Origin of the sequence: Thioclava sp. F42-5, from assembly GCF_002213195.1 — a bacterium.
GTDB classification, from domain to species: domain Bacteria; phylum Pseudomonadota; class Alphaproteobacteria; order Rhodobacterales; family Rhodobacteraceae; genus Thioclava; species Thioclava nitratireducens.
Window position 1 is genome coordinate 638,615 of sequence record NZ_NBNZ01000002.1, and the last position, 21,444, is coordinate 660,058.

Genomic DNA, 21,444 nt, shown 5'->3' on the forward strand with positions numbered 1-21,444 from the left:
CTCGCCCTTCCGGGCGCATCCTTTCCCTTAGGTCAGGTGACTTTCGCAAAAGCCCCGACCACAGGGAGAAGCGATCCGGGAGAGGGTCGTCTGTCAAAAGGGAGAGGGGGAATACCCATGAAACGCGTCATTACTCTGGCCGCGCTCGCCGCGCTGGCCGGGTCTTCGGCAGGGCTCGCGCAGGAGGTCTCGGTCGAACGAGGCAGACTGGTCTCGATTACCTCGGGATGTCACGACTGCCACACGGCCGGTTACAACGAATCCGGCGGCAAGATCGATCCGGAGGCGGCGCTCAAGGGCGTACCGCTCGGCTGGCAGGGTCCGTGGGGCACGACCTATGCGGTCAATTTGCGCGACGAGATCAAGGATATGGACGAGGACGGTTTCGTGGAATTCGCGAAGACCTTCGACGCGAAGCCGCCGATGCCGTTCTACAACGTGCATGCCATGCCCGAGAGCGATCTGCGCTCGCTCTACCAGTATATCAAGTCGCTCGGCGAGCCGGGGGATCCGATGCCAGAGGCCTTGCCGCCGGGGGAGGCGCCCAAGACACCCTATATCGTGATGGCGCCGCCGATGATGCCGAACTAGGGCCCGGCTCGACCGATTCGGCCCAATGACCGGCGTCATTTCCGAGGGCATCCGGTACCTGCTATCCTGTGCTCAGAGGAGGCGGGATGATCCGAGCCATCGTCATAGGGCTTGCTCTGGTATGTCCGGCAGCGGTCGGGGCCTGTCCCGCGCCGCTGCCGATCGCTGTGCCAAAGGCGGTGATGGCGCCGCTCACCGCGTGGATCGCAGAACATAGCGACTACGCCGCGCCGGAGGGCGCGCCTGCGATTTTCCTTTGCCAGAGCGGAGAGGTCATCACCTATGAAGGGCGAGATCTCCTCGTCGATGCCGATCTGCGCGCGGCCTACGATTTTGTCGAGGACCGGATCTTCCTTGTCGCGCCTTGGTCGGAGGACGATCCGATGCTGCTTTCCTCGCTTTTGCATGAGCTCATTCATCGCGCTCAGTTTCGAGCCAAGGACTGGCCCTGTCCTGCGGCGGCCGAGCCGGAAGCCTATCGCCTGCAGGAGGCATGGCTCGCCGAACGGGGGATCGATCCGGGCTTCGCGTGGGCCGAGATTTACCTGCGGGCGCGTTGTTCCTCGGACCATCGGCGCTGAAGTCGCGCCGCGCGAGGCTCGAAAAGGTTCCCTACATTACATTTCTGTAAGCGGATATTCGCCAACCCGCTGATCTGCGCCGAATTTCTTCTTCGGTCAAAGCCTGATTCAGGGCTATGCAACGAGGTAACGAAGACGCAACAATTCGACATCGACAGTGATCGCCCATGCTCTCCATCTCTGACCTTGCGGGCCGTGCAGCCCCTCTCTCGCTTGTTCTGATCGCGGCGCTGACCGTCTCGGCCTGTACCCCGACCACCGGCGACAGGATGGGCTTCGCAAGCGCACGGGATGAGGCGGGCGCCGTCAATCTCGAACGCCGTGCATACGCGGTCGAGGTGGCCAAGCAGATGCGCGCCAAGCGCCAGCGGGTCTGGTGCGTGCCGTTCGCGCGCAATGCCTCCGGTATCGACATTCGCGGCAATGCCAAGACGTGGTGGTCGCAGGCGAAGGGGCTCTATGCGCGCGGTCACCAGCCGAAGGTCGGTGCGGTGATGGCCTTCTCGGCGACCCGTCGCAATCCGCTGGGCCATATCGCGGTCGTCTCAGGCGTCGACTCGCCGCGTCAGATCCGGGTCGATCACGCGAACTGGGAGCGTAACAAGGTTTCGCTCGACATGGTCGTGGTGGATGTCTCCGAGAAGAATGACTGGAGCGCCGTGCGCGTCATGAGCAACCCCGGCGCGCTGGGCCGCGTCTATCCGATCACCGGGTTCATCTCGAAGGGCTGAGGCCGAACGGGCTGAACCGGAGGCTCAGCCCTCGCTCGTCAGCCGCTCGGCCTTCTTGCGCACCAGAACGCTGCGCAGGTCGTGCATCGTCAGCAACAGCGTATCCGTGATCTCTTCGAGCTGAGCATCGGTCGCCTTCGACTGCGCCCATTGCGCTACGAGATTGAGGTGATCGACCGCGCGCAGAATATCGTCGACATCGCGCTGGGCGAGCACCTCGCGGCGATGCGCCATCCATGCCTCGATCTCGGCACGGTCTTCCTCGGTCAGAACCCGGTCGCCCTGCGGTTTGATCTCGCCGTTGCGGATGTTGATATTGGCGATCGGGTCCATCTCGATCCGGCGCTGACGGTTCTCGGTATCGACGCGAAACACCGTCGCGCCATTCTCCTTCACCCGGAAAAAATACTCGGGCAAGTCAGTCATTCGCCAATCTCCCTTGGATAGTCCGCCTTATGTCAGCCCTTCGCAGAAGGCCTTGATGCGGGCGCAGGCCTCGGTCAGGGCCGCGTCCGATGTAGCGTAGCTGATGCGGAAATTCGGTGAAAGCCCGAAGGCCGCGCCGAAGACCACGGCGACGTCGTTTTCCTCCAGCAGCGCGTTGGCGAAATCCTCGTCGCTCTCGATCTTGCACCCGCCTGCGGAGGTCTTGCCGATGCAATCCTTGATCGAGGGGTAGACGTAGAACGCGCCCTCGGGCGTCGGGCAGGAGATGCCGGGGCAGGCGTTGAGCCCGGCCACCACCAGATCGCGCCGCCGCTTGAAGGCGGCGCGGAACGTGTCGATGAAATCCTGTGGTCCGTTGAGCGCCTCGACTGCCGCCCATTGCGAGATCGTGCAGGGGTTCGAGGTCGATTGGCTCTGCACCTTGCGCATCGCCGCGATCAGCTCTTTCGGGCCGGCCGCATAGCCGATCCGCCAGCCGGTCATCGCATAAGCTTTCGAGACGCCGTTGACCGTCAGAGTACGGTCATAGAGCGCGGGTTCGACCTGCGCGGGCGTGGTGAACTCGAACCCGTCGAAGGTGAGGTGCTCATACATGTCGTCGGTCATCACCCAGACATGGGGGTGGCGCAGCAGCACGTCGGTCAGCGCCTTCAGCTCGTCGCGCGAATAGGCAGCCCCCGAGGGGTTCGAGGGCGAGTTGAACAGGAACCACTTGGTGTTCGGCGTGATCGCGGCGTCCAGCGCCTCGGGGCTGATCTTGTAGCCCATCGCGGGATCACCTTGCACGAAGACGGGGGTGCCGCCGCCGATCAGCACCATATCCGGGTAGCTGACCCAGTAGGGCGTCGGGATCACCACCTCGTCGCCGGGGTTGAGCGTCGCCATCAGCGCGTTGAACAGCACCTGTTTGCCGCCCGAGGAGACCGAGACCTGCTCGGGCGTGTAGCGAAGCCCGTTCTCGCGGGCGAACTTGGCGCAGATCGCCTGTTTCAGCTCGGCGATGCCATCCACTGCCGTGTATTTCGTCTTGCCCGCCGCGATCGCGGCTTTCGCGGCACCCTTGATCGACTCGGGCGTGTCGAAGTCGGGTTCGCCGGCGGACAAACCGATCACGTCGCGGCCCGCAGCGCGCAGTTCAGCCACCTTCCCGGTCATCGCGACTGTCGGAGAGGGTTTCACCCGCGCAAGCGTGTCGGAAAGGAATGCCATCGGGTCGCCCTTGATTTGTAACTCGTTCGGCAAACTTCTAGGCTTGGGGCCAAGAGCGTTCAAGTGAAAGCGGGAGAGAGATCATGGTCGACGATTGGTATGGCGAGGCGAGCGCAACATTCGGCGACCGGCTCGCGGGGGCGCGCGAAGCGGCCGGGTTGAGCCAGGAGGACCTGGCGACGCAGCTCGGCGTCCGGCTCGAGACGTTGCAGGCTTGGGAAGAGGATGTGCTCGAGCCGCGCGCGAACCGGCTGCAGATGCTGTCGGGCATGCTCAATGTCACGCTGATGTGGCTGCTCACCGGGTCGGGCGAAGGGCTTGACGGCCCGCCCGAACAGGGAGAAGACGCAAAGGCGGAACGCGCCCTTGTGCGCGAGATCCGGGAAGTGCGGTCCGGCCTCGAGGAACTCGACGTTCGGCTGGCACGGCTGGAGAAGCGTTTGGTGGCAGGAGAGAGTTGATGGCAGAGACGCGAGAGGCGCGGCTGAAACGGATGAAGATGCGCAGCTGGCGGCGCGGGATCAAGGAAATGGACCTGATCCTCGGGCCTTATGCGGATGCGCGGCTGCCCGAGCTGGATGCCGACACTCTCGAACTCTACGATCAGCTGCTCGAAGAGAACGATCAGGACCTCTACCCGTGGGTGTCCGGCGCGCAGCCTTGCCCGCCGCAATATCTCGATCTGCTCTCCGAAATCGGCCAATTCGCGCGCGAGCGCCACATTACCAAAAGCTGAAAACCGCGCGGAAACCCCGGATTTCATCGGGTTTTCCGCGAATTTTCAGAGATTTCGGTCCGATTAACGGTATCTTTTCCATTTCCCGCCACTGTCCTGCCTGAGGGGCAGCGCAACTGGCGGAGAGTGCTATGACCGTGCAGAAATCTGCAAGCGACATGACGTCCGTCCCGGCGAGCCCGGGGCTGATGGCGGGATATCTGGACAGCCTATCGCTGCTGGAGCGGCTGCACCGCTTGCTGCTCGATGTGATCAAGGACGAGTTCGAGCGGCTGGGCATCCTCGAGATCAACCCGGTGCAGGCGCTGTTGCTGTTCAACGTGGGCGAAAACGAGGTGACCGCGGGGGAGTTGAAGACCCGAGGCTATTACCAGGGCTCGAACGTCTCCTACAATCTCAAGAAACTGGTGGAGGCGGGCTATATGCACCATCAGCGCAGCGAGATCGATCGCCGCTCGGTCCGGGTGCGCCTGACGCCGAAAGGACGGGGCTTGCGCGACAATGTCGCGGCCCTGTTCGAGCGGCACGCCTGCGGGATGGAGACGCGCGGCGTCATCACCTTCGAAGCGATGGAAGAAATGAACCACACGCTGCGCCGGATGGAGCGCTACTGGACCGACCAGATCCGTTATATCTACTGACCCTTGGGCAGGTCGCGTTTGCGCGATGACGCCCGGTTCTCCTTGCCGCGGCGGCGTGCTGCGTGCTTGCTTGCCGTGACGACATGCGGTGAGGGGACGTGCGATGAAACAGCTTGGACAAAAGGCGATGCGCGGAGCGATCCGTGTCGGCATGGCGGCGGCGCTGCCGATTGCGGGGCTCGCTTGGTGGAAGCGCGACGAGATCGCGCGGCTGCGCGCGGTGAACCGGCTGTTCGAGCCCGACCGGATCGTCGGCAATTTCTCCAACATGCCCGCGCTGTTTCATTCGCGCGAGATTGCGCGTGGCGACGGGCCGGTGTCGGACCTGCCCCGCGGGGCGGAGGATGCGCTGCCCGATGGTGTCGACGACTGGATCGAGCGGCGCTGGATCACCGCGCTGGTGAAGCTGCGCCATGGGCAGATCACGCATGAGCGCTATTTCCGCGGCACTGCGCCAGAGGATCTGCGGATCTCATGGTCGATGGCGAAAAGCTTCCTCTCGGCCACGCTGGGGATCCTGCACCATCAGGGTGTCATCCCCGATCTCGACGCGCCGCTCACCCGCTTTGCACCGCAGTTGAAGGGGTCGGGCTATGACGGCGTCACGATTCGAGATGCGCTGGTGATGTCCTCGGGCGTGGCGTTCAACGAGGATTATCTGGATTTCCATTCGGATATCAACAAGATGGGTCGTGTGCTGGCGATGGGGCGGTCGATGGACGCCTTCGCAGCCTCGCTCAAGATCCGCGAGGCGGAGCCGGGGGCGCGGATGCTCTATGTCTCGATCGACACGCATGTTCTGGGCATGGTCATTGCGGGCGCGACCGGGGCCGACCCGGCGCAGGTGATGGGCGAATTGCTGATCGTGCCGATGGGGCTGGAGGCCGCGCCCGTGATGCTGACCGACGGGCTGGGCGTCAGCTTCGTCCTTGGCGGGCTGAACCTGCGGACGCGCGACTATGCGCGCTTCGGCCAGATGTTCCTGCAAAAGGGCTTCTGGAACGGCCGCCAGATCGTGCCCGAGGACTGGGTTACGAAATCGACCGCGCTGCAGGCGCCGAAGGGCGAGGGCTACGGCTATCAATGGTGGGTGCCCGTCGACACCGCGGATCACGGCGGCGACTATTTCGCGCGCGGCATCTATGGCCAGCATATCTATGTCAGCCCCGCGACCGACGCGGTGATCGCGATCAACGCCGCCGACTGGCGTTTCAAGGAGGAGGGCGTCGAAGAGGAAAACCTTGCCATGTTGCGCCGCATCGCCGAGGTTTCCTGAAAGGGGAGGGCCGCGCGATGCAGATGTATGAGGCGATCAACGTTCTGGGCGGCCCCTTGCAACCCTGTTCGCTCAAGCCCCGGACCGGGTTTTTCCGTGATGGCAGCTGCAACACCTGCTGGGAGGATAGCGGCTCGCATACGGTCTGCGCGGTGATGACGTCGGAGTTCCTCGCCTTCTCGAAATATCTCGGCAACGACCTGAGCACGCCGCGCCCAGAATACGACTTTCCGGGGCTCAAGCCGGGCGACCGCTGGTGCCTGTGCGCCTCGCGCTTTTTGCAGGCGGTGCAGGAGGGCTGCGCGCCCGAGGTGATGCTGGCCTCGACCCATCGCGATGCGCTGCGGGTGGTGCCGTTCAAGGTGCTGGCCGATCACGCGGCCGAGAAGAAGGGCAGGAAGGGCTGAGGCTCAACCCGTCGCGCCGCCCACCGGAACCCAGAGCACATCCTCGATCTTCGGCGCGCCGGTTGCGAGCATCACCAGCCGGTCGAAGCCGAGCGCGATGCCCGACGCTTCGGGCATGATCTCGAGCGCTGCGAGGAAGTCTTCGTCGATCGGGTAACGCTCGCCGTAGAGCTGTTCCTTCAGGTCCATATCGGCCTCGAAGCGGCGGCGCTGCTCGACCGGATCGGTCAGCTCGCCGAAGCCGTTGGCGAGTTCTACCCCGCAGGCGTAAAGCTCGAACCGTTCGGCCACGCGGGCGTCATCCGGGGCAGGGCGGGCCAGCGCGGCCTCGGCCAGTGGATAGCGGTCCAGAATCATCGCGCGGCCATGGCCCAGATGCGGTTCGACCTTCGCGACCAGCAGTTTCGAGACGATGTCGGACCAGCTATCCGCATCGGCAACCGCAAAGCCGATCGCCTCGCATTGCCCGCGCAGGGCCGCCACGTCCGTTTCCGCTCCGTCGCAGGTGCCGAGCAGGTCGATCCCGGCATGGCGTTCGAACGCGTCGGCCACCGACAACCGCTCAGGTTCGGCGAAGGGATCGCACTCGGCGGTGCCATAGCGCAGCACGGGCGATCCCGCTGCCTCCGCGGCCAGCCGCAGCATCGCCGCGCAATCCGCCATCAGCGCGGTGTAGTCTTCGCCCGCGCGATACCATTCGAGCATGGTGAATTCGGGCGAATGGCGCTTGCCCGCCTCGCGGTTGCGCCAGACATGGGCGAAGGCGGCGATGCGCGGCTCGCCCGCCGCCAGCAGTTTCTTCATCGCGAATTCGGGCGAGGTGTGCAGATACATCCGCCGCGCCGCGCCGTCATTGCCGATCATGCCGGTGGCGAAGGCGTGCAGATGCGCCTCGTTGCCGGGCGAGACCTGCAGAGCGCAGGGATCGACTTCGACGAAATCCTCTGCCGCCAGCCAGCCGCGGATCGCGGCCTGAATGCGGTTGCGCGCGAGCAGGGCAGGGCGGCGGTCGGCGTGGCGCTCGGGCGTCCAGAACGGGGGCATGGAAGGCCTTTCAGGCTGGAAATCGGGGCGCAAATGGTTTAGGCGCTCTGCAATCCGGGCGCCAGAGCCTGTTTTATCCGAATTCAAAGGGGTCCTTTCATGGCGAAAGTCATCGCTTCCTCTGTCCGCAAGGGCAACGTGCTAGAAATCGACGACAAGCTTTACGTCGTGATCACCGCGCAGAACATCCATCCCGGCAAGGGCACGCCCGTGACGCAGGTCGACATGCGCCGCATCTCGGACGGCACCAAGGTGTCGGAGCGTTGGCGCACGACCGAGCAGGTCGAGCGCGCCCATGTCGAAGAGCGTGAATACGATTTCCTCTATGAGGATGGCGAAGGCTACCACTTCATGGACCCCGAGACCTACGAGCAGCTCGCGGTTCAGGAAGACGTGATCGGCGATGCGAAGGTATTCCTGCGCGACGGGATCCGCGTTCATCTTAAGACCTTCCAGGAAAACGCGATCGCGATCGACCTGCCGCAGAAAGTCACTGTCGAGGTCGAAGAGACCGAGCCGGTCGTGAAGGGTCAGACCGCCTCGTCGAGCTACAAGCCCTCGATCTGCACCGGCGGGATCCGCGTGATGGTGCCGCCGCATATCGGAGTCGGTACGCGCATCGTGATCAACACCGAAGACACCACCTATGTGGAGCGCGCGAAGGACTGATCCTCGCAGCGATCTGATAGAAAAGGCGCCCTTCCGGGCGCCTTTTTTGTTTACGGATGGGAAGTGTAGGTCAGGCGGGGCGTTGCGCGGGGCGGGCGGGCCAGACTTCCAGCAGACCGGCTGCGAGTACGAGCGCGCCGCCCGCGATCTCCATAGCGGAGAGCAGCTCTCCTGCGATCAGCGCGGCGGAGACCGCGCCGACCAGGACCTCGCTCATCAGCAAGATTCCGATCCGCGCCGGTTCGAGCCGGACGGTGGCCCACATCAGAGCTGCCGTCGCAGCGCCCCACCAGAACACCCCGGCGGAGATGGTCAGCCCGAGTGCGGCGGCCCAATCGACCCCGCTCGCGGGAAGGGGCGCGAGGAACGGCGCGAGGCAGAGCGCGGTGAGGGCCGCGCCAGCCGCGAAGGTGAAGGTGGCCGGGCCGGGCGAGAGCGTCGATCTGGTGCGCATCCCGGTGGTCGCGACCGACCAGATCACGCCGCCGACGAGGGTCATCCATTCGCCGAGGCTGCTCGGCAGGGGCAGGCCGCCGCCCGCGCCCAGCATCAGACCGAGCCCGGAGAGACCCACGACGATCGCAGCCATCCGCAGCCGCGAGACCGGCCAGCCCATCACGAACCGTCCGATCAGCACCGACCAGACCGGGGTGAGAAACCACAGCAGGATCACCAGCGCGACTCGGCCATAGAGGAAGCCGATCGAATAGAGCGCGAAGGCCGCACCGCCGAGCGCGACCGAGGCCAGCGCTGCGGGCGTCGCAGTGGCAAGCTCGGCGCGTTTGGCCCATGCGACCGGCGCCATTGCCGCGCAGGCGACCACGGTGATCGCGACCGTGCCCCAGGCGCCCGCCAGACCATGGCCGTCCAGCGCGCGCACCGGCAGCCAGTAAAGCCCCCAAAGCGCGCCAGTGATCAGCGTGATCGCGCTGGCGATGAGGGTGACGCGGGCCTCGCTCACCCTTTGATCCGCTCGATCCACGCTTCCAGCGCGGCCAGCGCCTCGGGCTCGTCGAGGAAGGGGATATGGGCGCGGTCGGCGACGCGGGCATAGATCATGTCCGGGCGGCGGCGCTGCATCTCTTCGACGGTGGCGTCGCTCAGCAGATCGGAATTCGCGCCGTGGATCAGGACGAGCGGCAGCCCCTCGGTCGCCTCGAAGAGCGGCCAGGCGGGCTCCACGCCGCCCTTGAAGGCGCCGAGGAAAGCCTCGCGCAGGGCGGGGTCGTAATTGATCTTCAGCCCCGTCTCGGTCTCGACGTAATGGTGACGGACCTCCATCGCCCAGCGGTTGGGTGGGACGTCGGCGAAGCCGGTCATCGCCTCGGGCAGCTTCTCGGCCATTTCCGCGTAGCTCTTCGCCGCCGGGTTGCGCCCGATATAGTCGAAGATCTTGTTCAGCCCCGTCTCGTCGAGAACGGGGCCCACGTCGTTCAGCGCAAGCCCGGACATCCGCTCTTTCGCGGTCAGCGCGAGATACATGCCTACGAGCCCGCCGCGCGAGGTGCCGAGGATGGCGGCCTTCTCGATCTCGAGATGATCGAGAAGCTGGAGCGCATCCGCCGCTTCGCGCGGCACGGTGTAGGTTTCCTGTCCGGTCCAGTCGCTCTCGCCGCGGCCGCGATAATCCATGCAGATCAGCCGCACGTCCTTCAGATGCGGGGCGACATAGTCGAAATCTCGGGTGTTCCGCGTCAGACCGGACAAAGCCAGGATCGGCACGCCGCTGCCGCTGTCGCGATACGCGATCTTCGCACCATCATCCGCGGTAAAGAAATCCATTACGCCGCTCCTCTCTGGATTGCTGACCTGTCCGCGATCATAGTGCGTCAGAGGGAGATCGCCATGGCTGACACGCTGGAAAGATTACACGAAAGACTGAGCGCGCTCGAAGACGAGATCGAAGCGGAATGGGACCGTCGCCGCGAGGCGATGGCATTCCGGCTCGATCATAACCGGGTGGTGTTCGAGGCGGGCGTGCGCGATGCGCACCGGCAGGCGCGTGTGGGCCTGCTGCGCTTTCTGTCCTACGCGCGCCCGATGGTCATTTTGACGGCTCCGGTGATCTATTCGCTGATCGTGCCCTTCGTGCTGCTCGATCTTTTCGTGAGCCTCTATCAGGCAATCTGTTTTCCGATCTACCGTATCGCCAAGGTGAAGCGCTCCGATCATATCGTGGTCGATCGTCAGCATCTGGCCTATCTCAACGCGCTGCAGAAGCTGAACTGCGTCTATTGCGGCTATTGCAACGGGCTTCTGAGCTATGTGCGCGAGATCGCCGGCCGGACCGAGCAGTACTGGTGCCCGATCAAGCACGCGCACCAGGTGAAGGGGCCGCATCTGCGCTACCGCGATTTCGTGGAATACACGGATGCCGAAGGGTTTCAGGCGCAGACGATGCGCCTGCGGCGCGCGCTGCGCGAGATGGAGGAGTGAGCGCGGCTCAGAGGTGGTCGGGCACCGCGCGCAGGTCGGTCAGGATCGCCGCGGGTTTATAGGGCAGCCGTTCGACCGGGGCGTTTGCGCGGTTGACCCACAGCACCCGGAAGCCCGCCTTCGCCGCCCCCGCCGCGTCCCAGCCATTAGACGAGATGAAACAGGTCTTCTCCGGTTCGACGCCCATTTTCTGCGCGATCATGTCGTAGACGGCGGCGCGCGGTTTGTAATGGCCGATCTCGTGGATCGAGAGCACCTCGTCGAGCAGATGCCCCACGCCCGCCGCATGAACCGCAGCCCCCAGCATGTCGGGCGCGCCATTCGACAGGATCGCACGCCCGACACCGCGATGGTGCAGCGCATCGAGCATCTCGGGCACTTCCGGGAAAGCGGGCAATTCGCGGTAAAGTGCCATCAGCCGCTCGGCCAGATCGGGATCGTCGAGATCCTGCGCCGCCATCGCCCAATCGAGCCCGTCGCGGGTCAGCTGCCAGAAATCGACGTAATCGCCCATCACCTCCCGCAGCCAGCTATATTCGAGCTGTTTGCGACGCCAATCGGCGGCGAGGCGCGGCCAGATCTCGGTCAGGCGCGGTTCCTCGGCGGCCAGATTGCGCGCGGCTGCGTCGACGTCGAAGAGCGTGCCGTAGGCGTCGAAAACGCAAAGCTGAATGGACATGATATTTCCTCCCGAGCTTCACCCTAGCGTCGGTGAGGCCGGGTGCAAGGGTCAGTAAATGTCGCGCGAGGCTTGCGTCGCGGCGACGAGCCCTTCGGCGAGACGCTCGGCAAAGCCATTGTCGCGCAGCGTGGTGAGGCCCTTGGCGGTCGTGCCCGCGTAGTCGATCATCTCCTGCACATGGGCCTGAGGGGGCGGACCCTCGGCCATTATCTCTCCGGCGGCGAGAAATAGCTGCCGGACGGCGCGGTCGGCGATCTCGGGCGTGACGCCCTGATCTTCGGCATGACGCACCATCGCAGCCGCGCAGGCGGCGACGAATCCCGGCACCGGGCCGGTCATCGCGGTAAAGAAGTCGATCTGTGCCTCGTCGTGCAGTTCGTCCGTCTGCCCGCAGGCCTGGAAGAGGGCGCGGGCGCGGATGCGGTCTTCCTCGGTCACGGCGTCGCTCGCGAACCACGGCGAATAGGCGAGGCCCTTTGCGGCGGCGGGGCTCGACATGGCGCGGATCGCGCGGGGGCTGGCGCTGATGCGGGTGAGGTCGGCCAAAGGCACGCCCGCCATGACGGAGATCACCAGCTTGTCTTTCGCATCGATCCTGAGGTCTCGGGCGGCGGCGGGCGGCACGCAGAGGATCGCCACGTCGCAAGCCTCTGCCAGTGCCTGCGGGTCGGTCAGCACGTTCTGGGGTGGGAAGCCGTCAATGCCAGGCACGGTGCCGGAGCGGTTGGCCATCAGAAGCGACCTGGGTTCCGCGCGCCAGAGCGCCTCGGCGATCGCTGCGCCGAGCATCCCTGAGCCGATGATGCCGATGGAGAAATCGAGTGCCATGCGCGCCTCCCTGCGTGTTCGGGGCAGCCTAGCGCGGGGCAGGGGATGGGGGAAGGGAGGGAGGTCCGCTTCAAACACGAGACTGCGCCCGGAACGCGGCGAAGCCGCAGTGCGCGCGCCGGCCCGTCCCCGAGGGCTGGCGCCTTGGCCAACCGCGCGAAACGCAGCCATGTTCAAGGTATGTGGCTTGGATAAAGCGCTGCCGCACAGAGCGTGAGCCGCGCCACCCCACGGGCCGGCGCGCGCCCTGCTTGCGATTGGCTGAGCTTACAGGTTCTCTGCCGCGGGCATGCCCATGACGTGATAGCCGCTATCGACCGAGATGATCTCCCCGGAGGTGCAGGCACCATAATCCGAGAGCAGATAGACCGCCGTACCGCCGATCGCTTCCAGAGTCGCGTTGTGGCGCAGGGGCGAATTGTGCTCGGTATGGCGGAAGGTCTTGCGCGCGCCGCCGATTGCGGCCCCGGCCAGCGTCTTCATCGGGCCGGGCGAGATCGCGTTCACGCGGATGCCGTCGGGGCCCAGATCGGCTGCCAGATAGCGCACCGCCGATTCCAGCGCCGCCTTCGCCACGCCCATCACGTTGTAATAGGGGGTCACGCGCTGCGAGCCCATATAGGTCAGCGTGATCATCGAGCCGCCCTCGTTCATCAGTTCCGAGGCACGCTTGGCCACGTCGATGAAGCTGTAGCAGGAGATCGTCAGCGAGTTCTTGAAGTTCTCGCGGGTGGTGTTGATGAACCGTCCCGCGAGTTCGGACTTGTCGGAATAGGCGATGGCGTGAACGACGAAATCGATCGAGCCCCATTCCTCTTTCAGCTTGGCGAAGGCGGCGTCCATCGAGGCGTCGTCATTCACGTCCACATCCAGCAGGAATTTCGAGCCCACGCTCTCGGCCAGCGGTTCGACCCGTTTGCCGAAAGCCTCTCCTTGGTAGGAGAACGCGAGTTCCGCGCCTTGCTCGGCCAGTGCCTTCGCGATCCCCCAAGCGATCGAACGCTCGTTGGCGACCCCCATCACGAGGCCGCGCTTACCCTTCATCAGTTCCGCCATTCCCGTCCCTGCCGCCGTTATAAATTCGTTAGTCCAAATATTTGCTCATCACGAGCGACGCGTTGGTGCCGCCGAAACCGAAGCTGTTCGACAGGACCGAGTCGAATTCGACATTGTCGATCCGCTCCATCGCGATCTCTTCGGCTTTGATCGCCGGGTCGAGTTCGGTGATGTTGGCCGAGGCCGCGATGAAGTTGTTTTCCATCATCAGCAGCGAATAGATCGCCTCATGCACGCCGGTCGCGCCGAGCGAGTGCCCGGTGAGCGATTTGGTCGAAGAAATCTTCGGCACGTTCTCCTCGCCGAAGACGCGGCGCACGGCCTGCACTTCGGTCACGTCGCCTGCGGGCGTCGAGGTGCCGTGGGCGTTGATATAGGAAATCTTGCGGCCTTCGGGCAGGGTGCCGACCGCGAGCTTCATCGAGCGCTCGCCGCCTTCGCCCGACGGCGCCACCATGTCGTGGCCGTCCGACGTTGCGCCGTAACCGGTGACTTCCGCGTAGATCTTCGCGCCGCGTGCCTTGGCGTGCTCGAGTTCTTCAAGCACGACGACGCCGCCGCCACCCGCGATGACGAAGCCGTCACGGGTCGCGTCGAAGGCGCGCGAGGCCAGCTCGGGCGTGTCGTTATATTTCGACGACATCGCACCCATCGCGTCGAACAGACAGCTCAGCGTCCAGTCCAACTCCTCGCCGCCGCCGGCGAAGACGATGTCCTGCTTGCCCATCTGGATCAGCTCGGTGCCGTTGCCGATGCAATGCGCCGAGGTCGAGCAGGCCGAGGTGATCGAGTAGTTCACGCCCTTGATCTTGAACGGCGTGGCCAGACAGGCCGAGTTCGTCGAACTCATGCAGCGGGTCACCATGAACGGCCCCATCCGCTTGGGCGAGCCCTTCTCCATGACGATGCGATGCGCCTCGAAGAAGTTCGAGGTGGACGGACCGCCCGAGCCCATGATCAGGCCGCTGCGCGGATTCGAGATGTCGCTCTCTTCCAGGCCGCTATCGGCCAGAGCCTGCTCCATCGCGATGAAGTTATAGGCCGCGCCCGGGCCCATGAAGCGCAGGTTGCGCTTGTCGATATGGTCCTCGAGCGTGATCTTCGGCTGGCCTTTGACCTGGCTGCGGAAGCCGCGCTCGGCATAATCCTCGGCGAATACGATGCCGGATTTGCCGGCCTTCAGGCTGGCGGTGACTTCTTCGGCATTGTTGCCGATGGGCGAGACGATGCCCAAACCGGTGATGACGACGCGGCGCATGCGGGCCTCCTGTCTTGTCTGTCTATGGGGGTCAGCTCTCGGAGAGCGCGACCTTCATGTCCTTGACCTCGTAGATCACGTCACCGTCGGCCTCGACGATCCCGTCGGCAACACCCATGGTCAGGCGACGGGTCTGAATGGCCTTGGTGAAATCGACCTTGTAGGTCAGCATTTTACGATCCGGGCGGACCATGCCGGTGAGCTTAACTTCGCCCACGCCCAGAGCATAGCCGCGACCCTGCCAGCCACGCCACCCCAGGTTGAAACCGGTCAGCTGCCACAACCCGTCGAGGCCGAGGCAGCCCGGCATGATCGGATTTCCGGGGAAGTGGCATTCGAAGAACCACAGGTCCGGGGTGATGTCGAACTCGGCGACAACGTGACCCTTGCCGTGCTTGCCGCCATCGCCCGAGATATCGGTGATGCGATCCATCATCAGCATCGGCGGCGCCGGTAGCTGCGCATTGCCGGGGCCGAACAGCTCCCCGCGTGCACATTTCAGAAGATCTTCTTTCCCGAAGCTCGTCGGAAACCCAGCCATCGGCGCTCCTTCCCGGTTTTGGCGTGCTTTTGCATCCCTCTATCACCGCGTGGCCGCGCGGCGCAAGGGCGACGGTCGTCGGTCGCGCGCTCGGGCCCGCGCTCGCGCGGTTGCATTGAAACCTGAGTGGAAAAGTCTCATATAGGTACCGAGGAGACATGACATGGCTGTGACGAATTCGACCGAACAGCGCCGCGGACAGGAATGGCTGACCCGTGGCGGGCTGCGTCCCACGCGTCAGCGACTGGCGCTGGCCACATTGCTCGTGGGCGATGGGGAAAATCGTCACGTCACCGCCGAAAGCCTCTACGCGGCCGCGTGCGACGCTGGCGAAAAGGTCTCGCTCGCGACCGTCTACAACACGCTCAAGGCGTTTTGCGATGCCGGGCTGATGCATGAGATCACTGTCGATGGCGCACGCAGCTATTTCGATACGCGCATGGACGATCACCCGCATTTCTTCTGGGAAGACGATAATCGCCTGTCGGATGCGCCAGCCGAGGAACTGAAACTCGCCTCGATCCCGCAAGCCCCGGAAGGCGCCGAGATTACCCGCGTCGACGTCGTGATCCGCGTCCGCAAGGCCTGATTGCCGCTTCTTCTTGGCGAAAATATCCCGGGGTGAATGGCCGTAGGCCAGAGGGGCAGAGCCCCTGTATTGCGTCGCCCTAAATCTCACGGCAGGATCGCGAGCCATCCCCAGATCGTCAGGATCGACAATGCCGTCGCGATCAGCACGGCCGAGGCCGCGACTCTGCGCGCTACCCCGTAGATATTCGCGAAGAGATAGGCGTTCACACCGGGTGCCATCGCCGCTGTCAGCGTGGCCGAGCGAAGCGACGCGGTGTCGACGCCGAAGCCGAAATGCGCAAGGCCGTAGGTGATCGCCGGATGCAGACCCAGCGACAGGCCGGTGATCATCGCGATGGCTTTCGCGTCGCCTTCTGGGCGGTAGCGATAGAGCACGCCGCCCAGCCCGAACAAGGCCGCTGGCAGGGCCGCGCGGGCCATCATGTTCATCGCCTCCATCAGAGGATGGGGCAGGGGCTGACCTGTCAATGTGGTGAGTATCTTGATCACGAAGCCCGTCAGGATGCCGATCACCAGCGGCGTCCGGATCACCCCGATCAGCGCGTTGAGGCCGACGCGCCCGAGCGACGTGCCGGTGCCGGACGACCGCACCATCTCCATGGCGAGGATGCCGATCGTGTAGAGGAAGGGCGAATGGACCGAGATGATCGCGAAGTTGCCCGACAGCGCATCGGTACCATAGGCGCGCTCGGTGATCGGGACGCCCAGCAGCAGAGAATTCGAGAACAGGCAGGCGAAGCCGATCGCGACGCTTTCGGGGCCGGTGCGCCCCATCGCGCGCGCGCCGGTGATGCCGATCGCGAAAGAGATCAGCGCCCCCGCGTAGAAGGCGGCCATCATCGACCAGTTATAGCTCTGCGTCAGGTCCAGATTCGCGATCGAGCGCGCCAGAAGCACGGGCACCGCGAAATTCTGCGCGAAACGCATCAGCCCGTCGACCGCGCCCTCGGAAAACAGCCCGCGCAAGGCCACGACATAGCCGAAGCCGATCACGAGGAAGACCGGCAGGATGACGTTGATCAGGACGCTCATTAGAGACCGAAATCCAGAACCATTCCGTCATGGGCAGGGCGGATGTGATCGGGCGTCTCGTTGGCGACCGCATCGTGGTCGAGGTCGATATGCATGTTGGTGAGCACCGCGCTTGCGGGTTGGGCGCGTTCGATCCATTCCAGCGCGCGGGCCAGATGGGCGTGCGTCGGATGCGGCTTGCGGCGCAGCGCGTCGAGCACCCAGCAATCCAGACCGTCGAGATGTTTCCAAGCCTCTTCGGGGATGTCCGAGACGTCGGGCAGATAGGCCAGCCCGCCGATCCGGAAGCCGAGCGCGTCGATATTGCCATGCTCGACCCGGAAAGGCTGAAATTCGATCGAGCCGCCCGCGCCGGTGACCTGGAAAGGCCGCTCGCGATGGATCGATTTCAACTCGCAGATCGGTTTGTAATTGCTGTCCGAGGGCTGAACGAAGGCATAGGCGAAGCGGTCCAGAAGCGCGGTCTCGGTATCGGAATCGGCCCAGACGGGCAGGCGGGTGCGCATGTTGAAGACGATCTGGCGCAGATCGTCGAGCCCGTGGACGTGATCGGCATGGCTATGGGTGTAGACCACCGCGTCCAGCTCGCCCACGCCTGCGGTCAGAAGCTGCTGGCGCATGTCGGGCGTGGTGTCGATCAGAACCCGCGTCGTGCCCGATTGCGACACGCGCTCCACCAGCATCGAACAGCGCAGCCGGTGGTTCTTCGGGTTCGCCGGGTCGCACTCGCCCCAGTTGTTGCCAAGGCGCGGCACGCCCCCCGAGGAGCCACAGCCGAGGATCGTGAAGCGCATCCGGCTCATGCAGCGACGCTCCCGCGTTCGCCATGTTCGGCGGCTTTCCAGAACAAACGGTCGAAATTGGCCTGCGTCGCGGCGGCGAATTCCTCCAGCGGCAGGCCGAATACATCGGCGCCGACCTTGGCGGTGTGGGCGGTATAGGCGGGCTCGTTGCGCTTGCCGCGATAGGGCGGCGGCGCGAGATAGGGGCTATCGGTTTCCACGAGGATCCGGTCGAGCGGTGCGCTCGCGAAGATGTCGCGCACTTCCTGGCTTTTCGGGAAAGTCGCGATGCCGGACATCGAGAGATAGAAGCCCAGATCGACAGAGACCTGCGCGAGGCGCGGCCCCGACGAATAGCAATGCATGACACAGGAATAGGGCTTGGCCTTCATCCCCTCGGTCAGGATCGCTTCCATGTCCTCATCGGCGTCGCGCGAATGGATGATCAGCGGCAGGCCGGTTTCCTGCGCGGCTTCGATATGCAGGCGCAGGGAGGTTTTCTGCACCTCGGCACTCTCGGCGGTGTAGTGATAGTCGAGCCCGGTCTCGCCGATACCCACGAATTTCGGGTGCTTCGCCAGCGCCACCAACTCGTTCACGGTTGCCATCGGTTCTTCGGCCACGCTCATCGGGTGGGTGCCCGCGGCGTAGAAGACACCCTTATGCGCCTCGGCGATGGAGCGCACGGAGGGCTCGTTCTTCAGCTTGGTGCAGATCGTCACCATCCGGGTCACGCCGGCGGCGTTCGCGCGGGCGATGATGTCATCGCGCTCACCGTCGAAATCGGGGAAATCGAGATGGCAGTGGCTGTCTGTGATCTCGGGCGGGAGGGTCAAAATCGGCTCCTTTCGCGCCGCATCAGGAGGCGGCGGCTGTGATCTCCAAGACGATATCCATCACGAGCGCGGCAGGGTCAAGGTTGACCGCCCGGCCGTGGGCGGCGCGTGCGCCCATGCTCTGATGAAGGGCGGCCCATTTCATCGCTGCCTGATCGTCGGGCGACAATCGTGCGAGAAGCTGTGCCTCGCCGGGGGCGGCCTCGGGGTGGGGCGGTCCCATCACGCCCGCGCGCGCGGCACGCGAGAGAAAGAGGTCGATCAGGTTGAGCACGAGGATGAAGCGGTTCTCGTTCGCCTTGCCCACGCAGCTTTCGGCCAGCGCCAGCGCGCCCAGACGGTCGAGCCGGGGGAGGGTGCCCATCAGGTCGACGAGCTTGGCATAGGTCGTCATGCCGTCCTGATTGATCAGCCGGATCGCGGCGCCGACGGAGCCGCCCGAGAGCGCGGCCAGCGCGTGGTGGTCGAGGTCCGGTGGCTCGCCATCTTCCTCGGCGGCGGCAATCGCGGCTTCCATCTGCTCGGCCGAGAGCGTGCCCAGTCGCAATTCGCGACAGCGGGAGCGGATCGTTGGCAGCAGCCGCGCCGGCTGATGCGCGATCAACAGGAAGGTCACCCGCGGCGGCGGCTCTTCGAGTAGTTTCAGGAGCGCGTTAGCGGCCTGCGTGTTCATCTCGTCGGCAGCATCGACGATCACCACGCGTCGCCCGCCCTCGGCGGCAGACAGATGCAGGAAGGAGCGCAGCTTGCGCACCTCGTCGACACGGATGTCCTGCGACAGCGCGGATTCGGTGGCGTTGGGCCCGCGTTTGAGCACAAAGATACCGGGCTCCGATCCGGCGTGGATACGACTGAGCGCCGGGTGGTTCGGATCGGGCTCGAGGCTGGTGGGGCGTTCCGGTTCGCCGAACAGGCCCGGCCCATCCTCTTCGGGTTGGGTCATCAGAAAGCGGGTGATCCGCCATGCCAGCGTCGCCTTGCCCACGCCGCGCGGTCCGGTCAGCAGCCAGCCGTGATGCAGCCGGCCCATGTTGTACGCGTCGAGAAAGCCCTCTTCGGCCCGCGCCTGACCCACCAGACGCAGCGTGTCGCGCGGGTGTCGCGCACCGGGCGCAAGGGTCGGATCGGGGAGATCGGCGAGGCTCATGGCGGCACTCTAAATGCGCGCGCGGGCGGTTTCCAGCGGGGTTTTCGCGTAAGGCTCGGGGGCTCGGCTATCGGCGCGGGGCGAGCAGCCCCGGGTCGCACCCCCTCGGCCCCTAGTTGTGCAGTTCCGCCTGCACGGCGCTCAGCACATCGGCGGCAATTTCATCCGCCTCTCGCGCACCGTCGATCACGCGGAAGCGGTCCGCGAATTCCTCGGCCAGAGACAGGAACCCCGCGCGCATCTTTTTCTGCAAGCCGACGCCGAAATCCTCGAAACGTTCTTCGGTGCCCTGGCGCCCCTTGGCGCGGGCGAGGCCGGTGGCGGGGTCGATGTCGATCAGCACGGTCAGGTCCGGCTCGCGCCCGATCATCAGGGCGTGCAGCTGATCGACGACCGCGCGCAGATCCCCGCGCGAGAGACCCTGATACATCCGGGTCGAATCTGCGAAGCGGTCGCAGATCACGACCTTTCCGGCGGTCAGTGCCGGTTCGATCACGCGCTCCAGATGGTCGCGGCGCGCGGCGGTGAACAGAAGGATCTCGGTCTCGGCCGACCAGCGGTCGGGATCGCCTTCGAGAACCAGCCGACGGATTTCCTCGGCCCCCGGGGAGCCACCGGGTTCGCGGGTCAGAACGACTTCGCGCCCCGCAGCCCGCAGGGTTTCGGCCAGCATCCGCGCCTGTGTGGATTTACCCGATCCGTCGATCCCCTCGAAGCTGATGAACATGCGCGTTTAGCTGTTCACCCGTTCCATCGCCGCTTCGAACGCCTTGCCCGAGAGCCGCGCCAGAGCCGCTTTCACGCGCACGACGAAGCCGCCCTTCTTGACGTCCTCGGTGGCGACCAGCGGGATTTCGTTGGCATTGTCGAGGCCGGGCACGGTGATCACCAGCTTGCCGACCTCCTGACCCTGCTTGATCGGCGCCTGCAGCGGGCCTTTGAACACGGCCTCGGCGCTGACCTTGTCCTTCGCGCCGGCGGGGATCAGCAGCGACAGATCGGTTTTCGGCGCGAGACCGACGGTCGACTTCCCGCCCAGCCACACCGGCGCTTCTGCGAGCTTGGTGCCCGCTTTGGCAACATCCTTCATCACGAACTGACGGAAGGCCCAGTTCGCGACCGCTTCGCCTTCCGAGCGACGCGCCTGTTCGGAATCCATGCCCGCGAGGACGAAGACGATGCGACGCTCGCCCATCACGGCGGATCCCACGAGGCCGTAGCCCGCTTCCTGCGTGTGACCGGTCTTCATGCCGTCGGCCTTCCAGTCGGCGGCGCGGATGTCCAGAAGCGGATTGCGGTTCTCGGCATTGGCCGGGGCGCGATCCTTGTAGTTGAAATGGGTCTCGCTGAAGAAGTGATAATATTGCGGGAAATGGGTGATGATCCGGCTTGCGACGATACCGAGATCGTGGACCGACATGCGCTGACCGGGGTCGGGCCAGCCATTCGAGTTGGCGAACATCGAGTTCTTCATGCCCAGTTCATGCGCGCGCTTGGTCATCAGATCGGCGAAGGAGGACTCCGAGCCCGCCAGCCCCTCGGCCACCACGACGCAGGCGTCGTTGCCCGAGTTGATGATGATGCCCTGGATCAGGTCGCGCACGGTGGGGCGGTCGGTCGTGTTGAGGAACATCGTCGAGCCGCCCATCGATTGCGCATGCTCGGACACCGGGAAGGTTGTGTCCATCGTCACCCGACCGTCTTCCAGCGCCTCGAACAGCAGATCGAGCGTCATCAGTTTCGACATCGAGGCCGGCGGCAGCGGGATATCCGCGTTCTTCGCCATCAAGACGGTCTTGGTCGAGAGGTCATAGACCCAAGCGGCATGAGCCTTGGTGTCGAAAGCGGCGGCGGGCAGGGCGAACAGGCAGGCTGCAAGTGTGGCGGCGATCAGGCGAATGAAGGTCATATCTTCTGCGTAGT

27 protein-coding genes are annotated in these 21,444 nt (G+C 64.8%); 11 read left to right on the plus strand and 16 right to left on the minus strand.

Annotated elements, in window-relative coordinates; genetic code table 11:
• Nucleotides 1-117 precede the first annotated feature (117 nt).
• The 3 genes from B6V74_RS08330 (at nt 118) to B6V74_RS08340 (ending at nt 1,903) form a co-directional block, all read left to right on the plus strand.
• Nucleotides 118-591, plus strand: coding sequence for a cytochrome C (locus tag B6V74_RS08330; protein WP_088720106.1), 474 nt, complete (start codon nt 118-120; stop codon nt 589-591).
• A gap of 86 nt (nt 592-677) precedes the next feature.
• On the plus strand, nt 678-1,172 hold the full coding sequence (locus B6V74_RS08335; RefSeq protein WP_075776932.1) for a DUF6647 family protein: 495 nt from the start codon (nt 678-680) through the stop codon (nt 1,170-1,172).
• Nucleotides 1,173-1,339: 167 nt separating this feature from the next.
• The gene (locus B6V74_RS08340; protein WP_088722507.1) at nt 1,340-1,903 is read left to right on the plus strand and encodes a CHAP domain-containing protein; all 564 of its coding nucleotides are present in this window, start codon (nt 1,340-1,342) and stop codon (nt 1,901-1,903) included.
• Nucleotides 1,904-1,927: 24 nt separating this feature from the next.
• On the opposite strand, the gene B6V74_RS08345 is transcribed toward B6V74_RS08340, so the two are convergent.
• Together B6V74_RS08345 and B6V74_RS08350 are read right to left on the minus strand one after the other, a co-directional pair.
• Nucleotides 1,928-2,329 carry a hypothetical protein gene (locus B6V74_RS08345; protein WP_088722508.1) on the minus strand — a complete coding sequence of 134 codons (402 nt, stop codon included), beginning with the start codon at nt 2,327-2,329 and terminating at the stop codon, nt 1,928-1,930.
• Between the two features lie 27 nt (nt 2,330-2,356).
• A complete protein-coding gene (locus tag B6V74_RS08350; protein WP_088722509.1) occupies nt 2,357-3,559 on the minus strand; it encodes a pyridoxal phosphate-dependent aminotransferase in 1,203 nt (400 codons plus the stop codon).
• An 83-nt stretch (nt 3,560-3,642) separates the two neighbouring features.
• Here B6V74_RS08350 and B6V74_RS08355 point away from each other — a divergent pair, with 83 nt between their 5' ends.
• The 5 genes from B6V74_RS08355 (at nt 3,643) to B6V74_RS08375 (ending at nt 6,619) form a co-directional block, all read left to right on the plus strand.
• Nucleotides 3,643-4,020, plus strand: coding sequence for a helix-turn-helix transcriptional regulator (locus B6V74_RS08355; protein WP_088720111.1), 378 nt, complete (start codon nt 3,643-3,645; stop codon nt 4,018-4,020).
• A complete protein-coding gene (locus B6V74_RS08360) occupies nt 4,020-4,295 on the plus strand; it encodes a succinate dehydrogenase assembly factor 2 (protein ID WP_075776927.1) in 276 nt (91 codons plus the stop codon). Before B6V74_RS08355 ends, B6V74_RS08360 begins: the two co-directional genes overlap by 1 nt.
• 158 nt (nt 4,296-4,453) lie before the next feature.
• A complete protein-coding gene (locus B6V74_RS08365) occupies nt 4,454-4,936 on the plus strand; it encodes a MarR family transcriptional regulator (protein WP_088720294.1) in 483 nt (160 codons plus the stop codon).
• A 103-nt stretch (nt 4,937-5,039) separates the two neighbouring features.
• Nucleotides 5,040-6,212, plus strand: coding sequence for a serine hydrolase (locus tag B6V74_RS08370; protein WP_075776925.1), 1,173 nt, complete (start codon nt 5,040-5,042; stop codon nt 6,210-6,212).
• A gap of 17 nt (nt 6,213-6,229) precedes the next feature.
• Nucleotides 6,230-6,619 carry a DUF2237 domain-containing protein gene (locus B6V74_RS08375; RefSeq protein WP_088722510.1) on the plus strand — a complete coding sequence of 130 codons (390 nt, stop codon included), beginning with the start codon at nt 6,230-6,232 and terminating at the stop codon, nt 6,617-6,619.
• 3 nt (nt 6,620-6,622) lie between these two features.
• Here B6V74_RS08375 and epmA read toward each other — a convergent pair whose 3' ends face one another.
• Nucleotides 6,623-7,663 (minus strand): EF-P lysine aminoacylase EpmA, encoded by a 1,041-nt coding sequence (gene epmA / locus B6V74_RS08380; protein ID WP_088722511.1) that lies wholly within the window; start codon nt 7,661-7,663, stop codon nt 6,623-6,625.
• Between the two features lie 99 nt (nt 7,664-7,762).
• On the opposite strand from epmA, the gene efp reads away from it, so the two are divergent.
• The gene (gene efp / locus B6V74_RS08385; protein WP_075776922.1) at nt 7,763-8,332 is read left to right on the plus strand and encodes an elongation factor P; all 570 of its coding nucleotides are present in this window, start codon (nt 7,763-7,765) and stop codon (nt 8,330-8,332) included.
• A gap of 70 nt (nt 8,333-8,402) precedes the next feature.
• Here efp and B6V74_RS08390 read toward each other — a convergent pair whose 3' ends face one another.
• A complete protein-coding gene (locus tag B6V74_RS08390) occupies nt 8,403-9,293 on the minus strand; it encodes a DMT family transporter (protein WP_075776921.1) in 891 nt (296 codons plus the stop codon).
• Nucleotides 9,290-10,114, minus strand: a complete 825-nt coding sequence (locus tag B6V74_RS08395) for an alpha/beta hydrolase (protein ID WP_088722512.1) — start codon at nt 10,112-10,114, stop codon at nt 9,290-9,292. The genes B6V74_RS08390 and B6V74_RS08395 overlap by 4 nt, the downstream gene beginning before the upstream one ends.
• 63 nt (nt 10,115-10,177) lie before the next feature.
• Here B6V74_RS08395 and B6V74_RS08400 point away from each other — a divergent pair, with 63 nt between their 5' ends.
• Nucleotides 10,178-10,768, plus strand: a complete 591-nt coding sequence (locus B6V74_RS08400) for a hypothetical protein (protein WP_088722513.1) — start codon at nt 10,178-10,180, stop codon at nt 10,766-10,768.
• Nucleotides 10,769-10,775: 7 nt separating this feature from the next.
• Here the strand turns inward: B6V74_RS08400 and B6V74_RS08405 are convergent, their stop codons facing one another.
• The 5 genes from B6V74_RS08405 to fabA form a co-directional block, all read right to left on the minus strand.
• Nucleotides 10,776-11,447 carry a haloacid dehalogenase type II gene (locus tag B6V74_RS08405; protein WP_088722514.1) on the minus strand — a complete coding sequence of 224 codons (672 nt, stop codon included), beginning with the start codon at nt 11,445-11,447 and terminating at the stop codon, nt 10,776-10,778.
• A 51-nt stretch (nt 11,448-11,498) separates the two neighbouring features.
• On the minus strand, nt 11,499-12,278 hold the full coding sequence (locus B6V74_RS08410) for a pyrroline-5-carboxylate reductase dimerization domain-containing protein (RefSeq protein ID WP_088722515.1): 780 nt from the start codon (nt 12,276-12,278) through the stop codon (nt 11,499-11,501).
• Between the two features lie 267 nt (nt 12,279-12,545).
• Nucleotides 12,546-13,334, minus strand: a complete 789-nt coding sequence (locus B6V74_RS08415) for an SDR family oxidoreductase (protein ID WP_075776916.1) — start codon at nt 13,332-13,334, stop codon at nt 12,546-12,548.
• A gap of 28 nt (nt 13,335-13,362) precedes the next feature.
• Nucleotides 13,363-14,592, minus strand: coding sequence for a beta-ketoacyl-ACP synthase I (gene fabB, locus B6V74_RS08420; RefSeq protein ID WP_075776915.1), 1,230 nt, complete (start codon nt 14,590-14,592; stop codon nt 13,363-13,365).
• Nucleotides 14,593-14,623: 31 nt separating this feature from the next.
• The gene (gene fabA / locus B6V74_RS08425) at nt 14,624-15,133 is read right to left on the minus strand and encodes a bifunctional 3-hydroxydecanoyl-ACP dehydratase/trans-2-decenoyl-ACP isomerase (protein ID WP_078520236.1); all 510 of its coding nucleotides are present in this window, start codon (nt 15,131-15,133) and stop codon (nt 14,624-14,626) included.
• Between the two features lie 163 nt (nt 15,134-15,296).
• On the opposite strand from fabA, the gene irrA reads away from it, so the two are divergent.
• Nucleotides 15,297-15,722 (plus strand): iron response transcriptional regulator IrrA, encoded by a 426-nt coding sequence (gene irrA, locus B6V74_RS08430; protein WP_075776913.1) that lies wholly within the window; start codon nt 15,297-15,299, stop codon nt 15,720-15,722.
• A gap of 86 nt (nt 15,723-15,808) precedes the next feature.
• Here irrA and B6V74_RS08435 read toward each other — a convergent pair whose 3' ends face one another.
• The 6 genes from B6V74_RS08435 to B6V74_RS08460 form a co-directional block, all read right to left on the minus strand.
• Nucleotides 15,809-16,756, minus strand: coding sequence for an AEC family transporter (locus B6V74_RS08435; RefSeq protein ID WP_088722516.1), 948 nt, complete (start codon nt 16,754-16,756; stop codon nt 15,809-15,811).
• Nucleotides 16,756-17,559 carry an MBL fold metallo-hydrolase gene (locus tag B6V74_RS08440; RefSeq protein WP_075776911.1) on the minus strand — a complete coding sequence of 268 codons (804 nt, stop codon included), beginning with the start codon at nt 17,557-17,559 and terminating at the stop codon, nt 16,756-16,758. Before B6V74_RS08440 ends, B6V74_RS08435 begins: the two co-directional genes overlap by 1 nt.
• Nucleotides 17,556-18,374: a TatD family hydrolase gene (locus B6V74_RS08445; RefSeq protein ID WP_168184196.1), complete on the minus strand. Its 819-nt coding sequence runs from the start codon at nt 18,372-18,374 to the stop codon at nt 17,556-17,558. Before B6V74_RS08445 ends, B6V74_RS08440 begins: the two co-directional genes overlap by 4 nt.
• A 22-nt stretch (nt 18,375-18,396) precedes the next feature.
• Nucleotides 18,397-19,521 carry a DNA polymerase III subunit delta' gene (locus B6V74_RS08450; RefSeq protein ID WP_088722518.1) on the minus strand — a complete coding sequence of 375 codons (1,125 nt, stop codon included), beginning with the start codon at nt 19,519-19,521 and terminating at the stop codon, nt 18,397-18,399.
• 112 nt (nt 19,522-19,633) lie between these two features.
• Entirely contained in the window at nt 19,634-20,248 is a 615-nt protein-coding gene (tmk, locus tag B6V74_RS08455; protein WP_088722519.1) for a dTMP kinase, read from the minus strand.
• Nucleotides 20,249-20,254: 6 nt separating this feature from the next.
• Nucleotides 20,255-21,430, minus strand: a complete 1,176-nt coding sequence (locus tag B6V74_RS08460; protein WP_077701284.1) for a D-alanyl-D-alanine carboxypeptidase family protein — start codon at nt 21,428-21,430, stop codon at nt 20,255-20,257.
• Nucleotides 21,431-21,444: the final 14 nt, after the last annotated feature.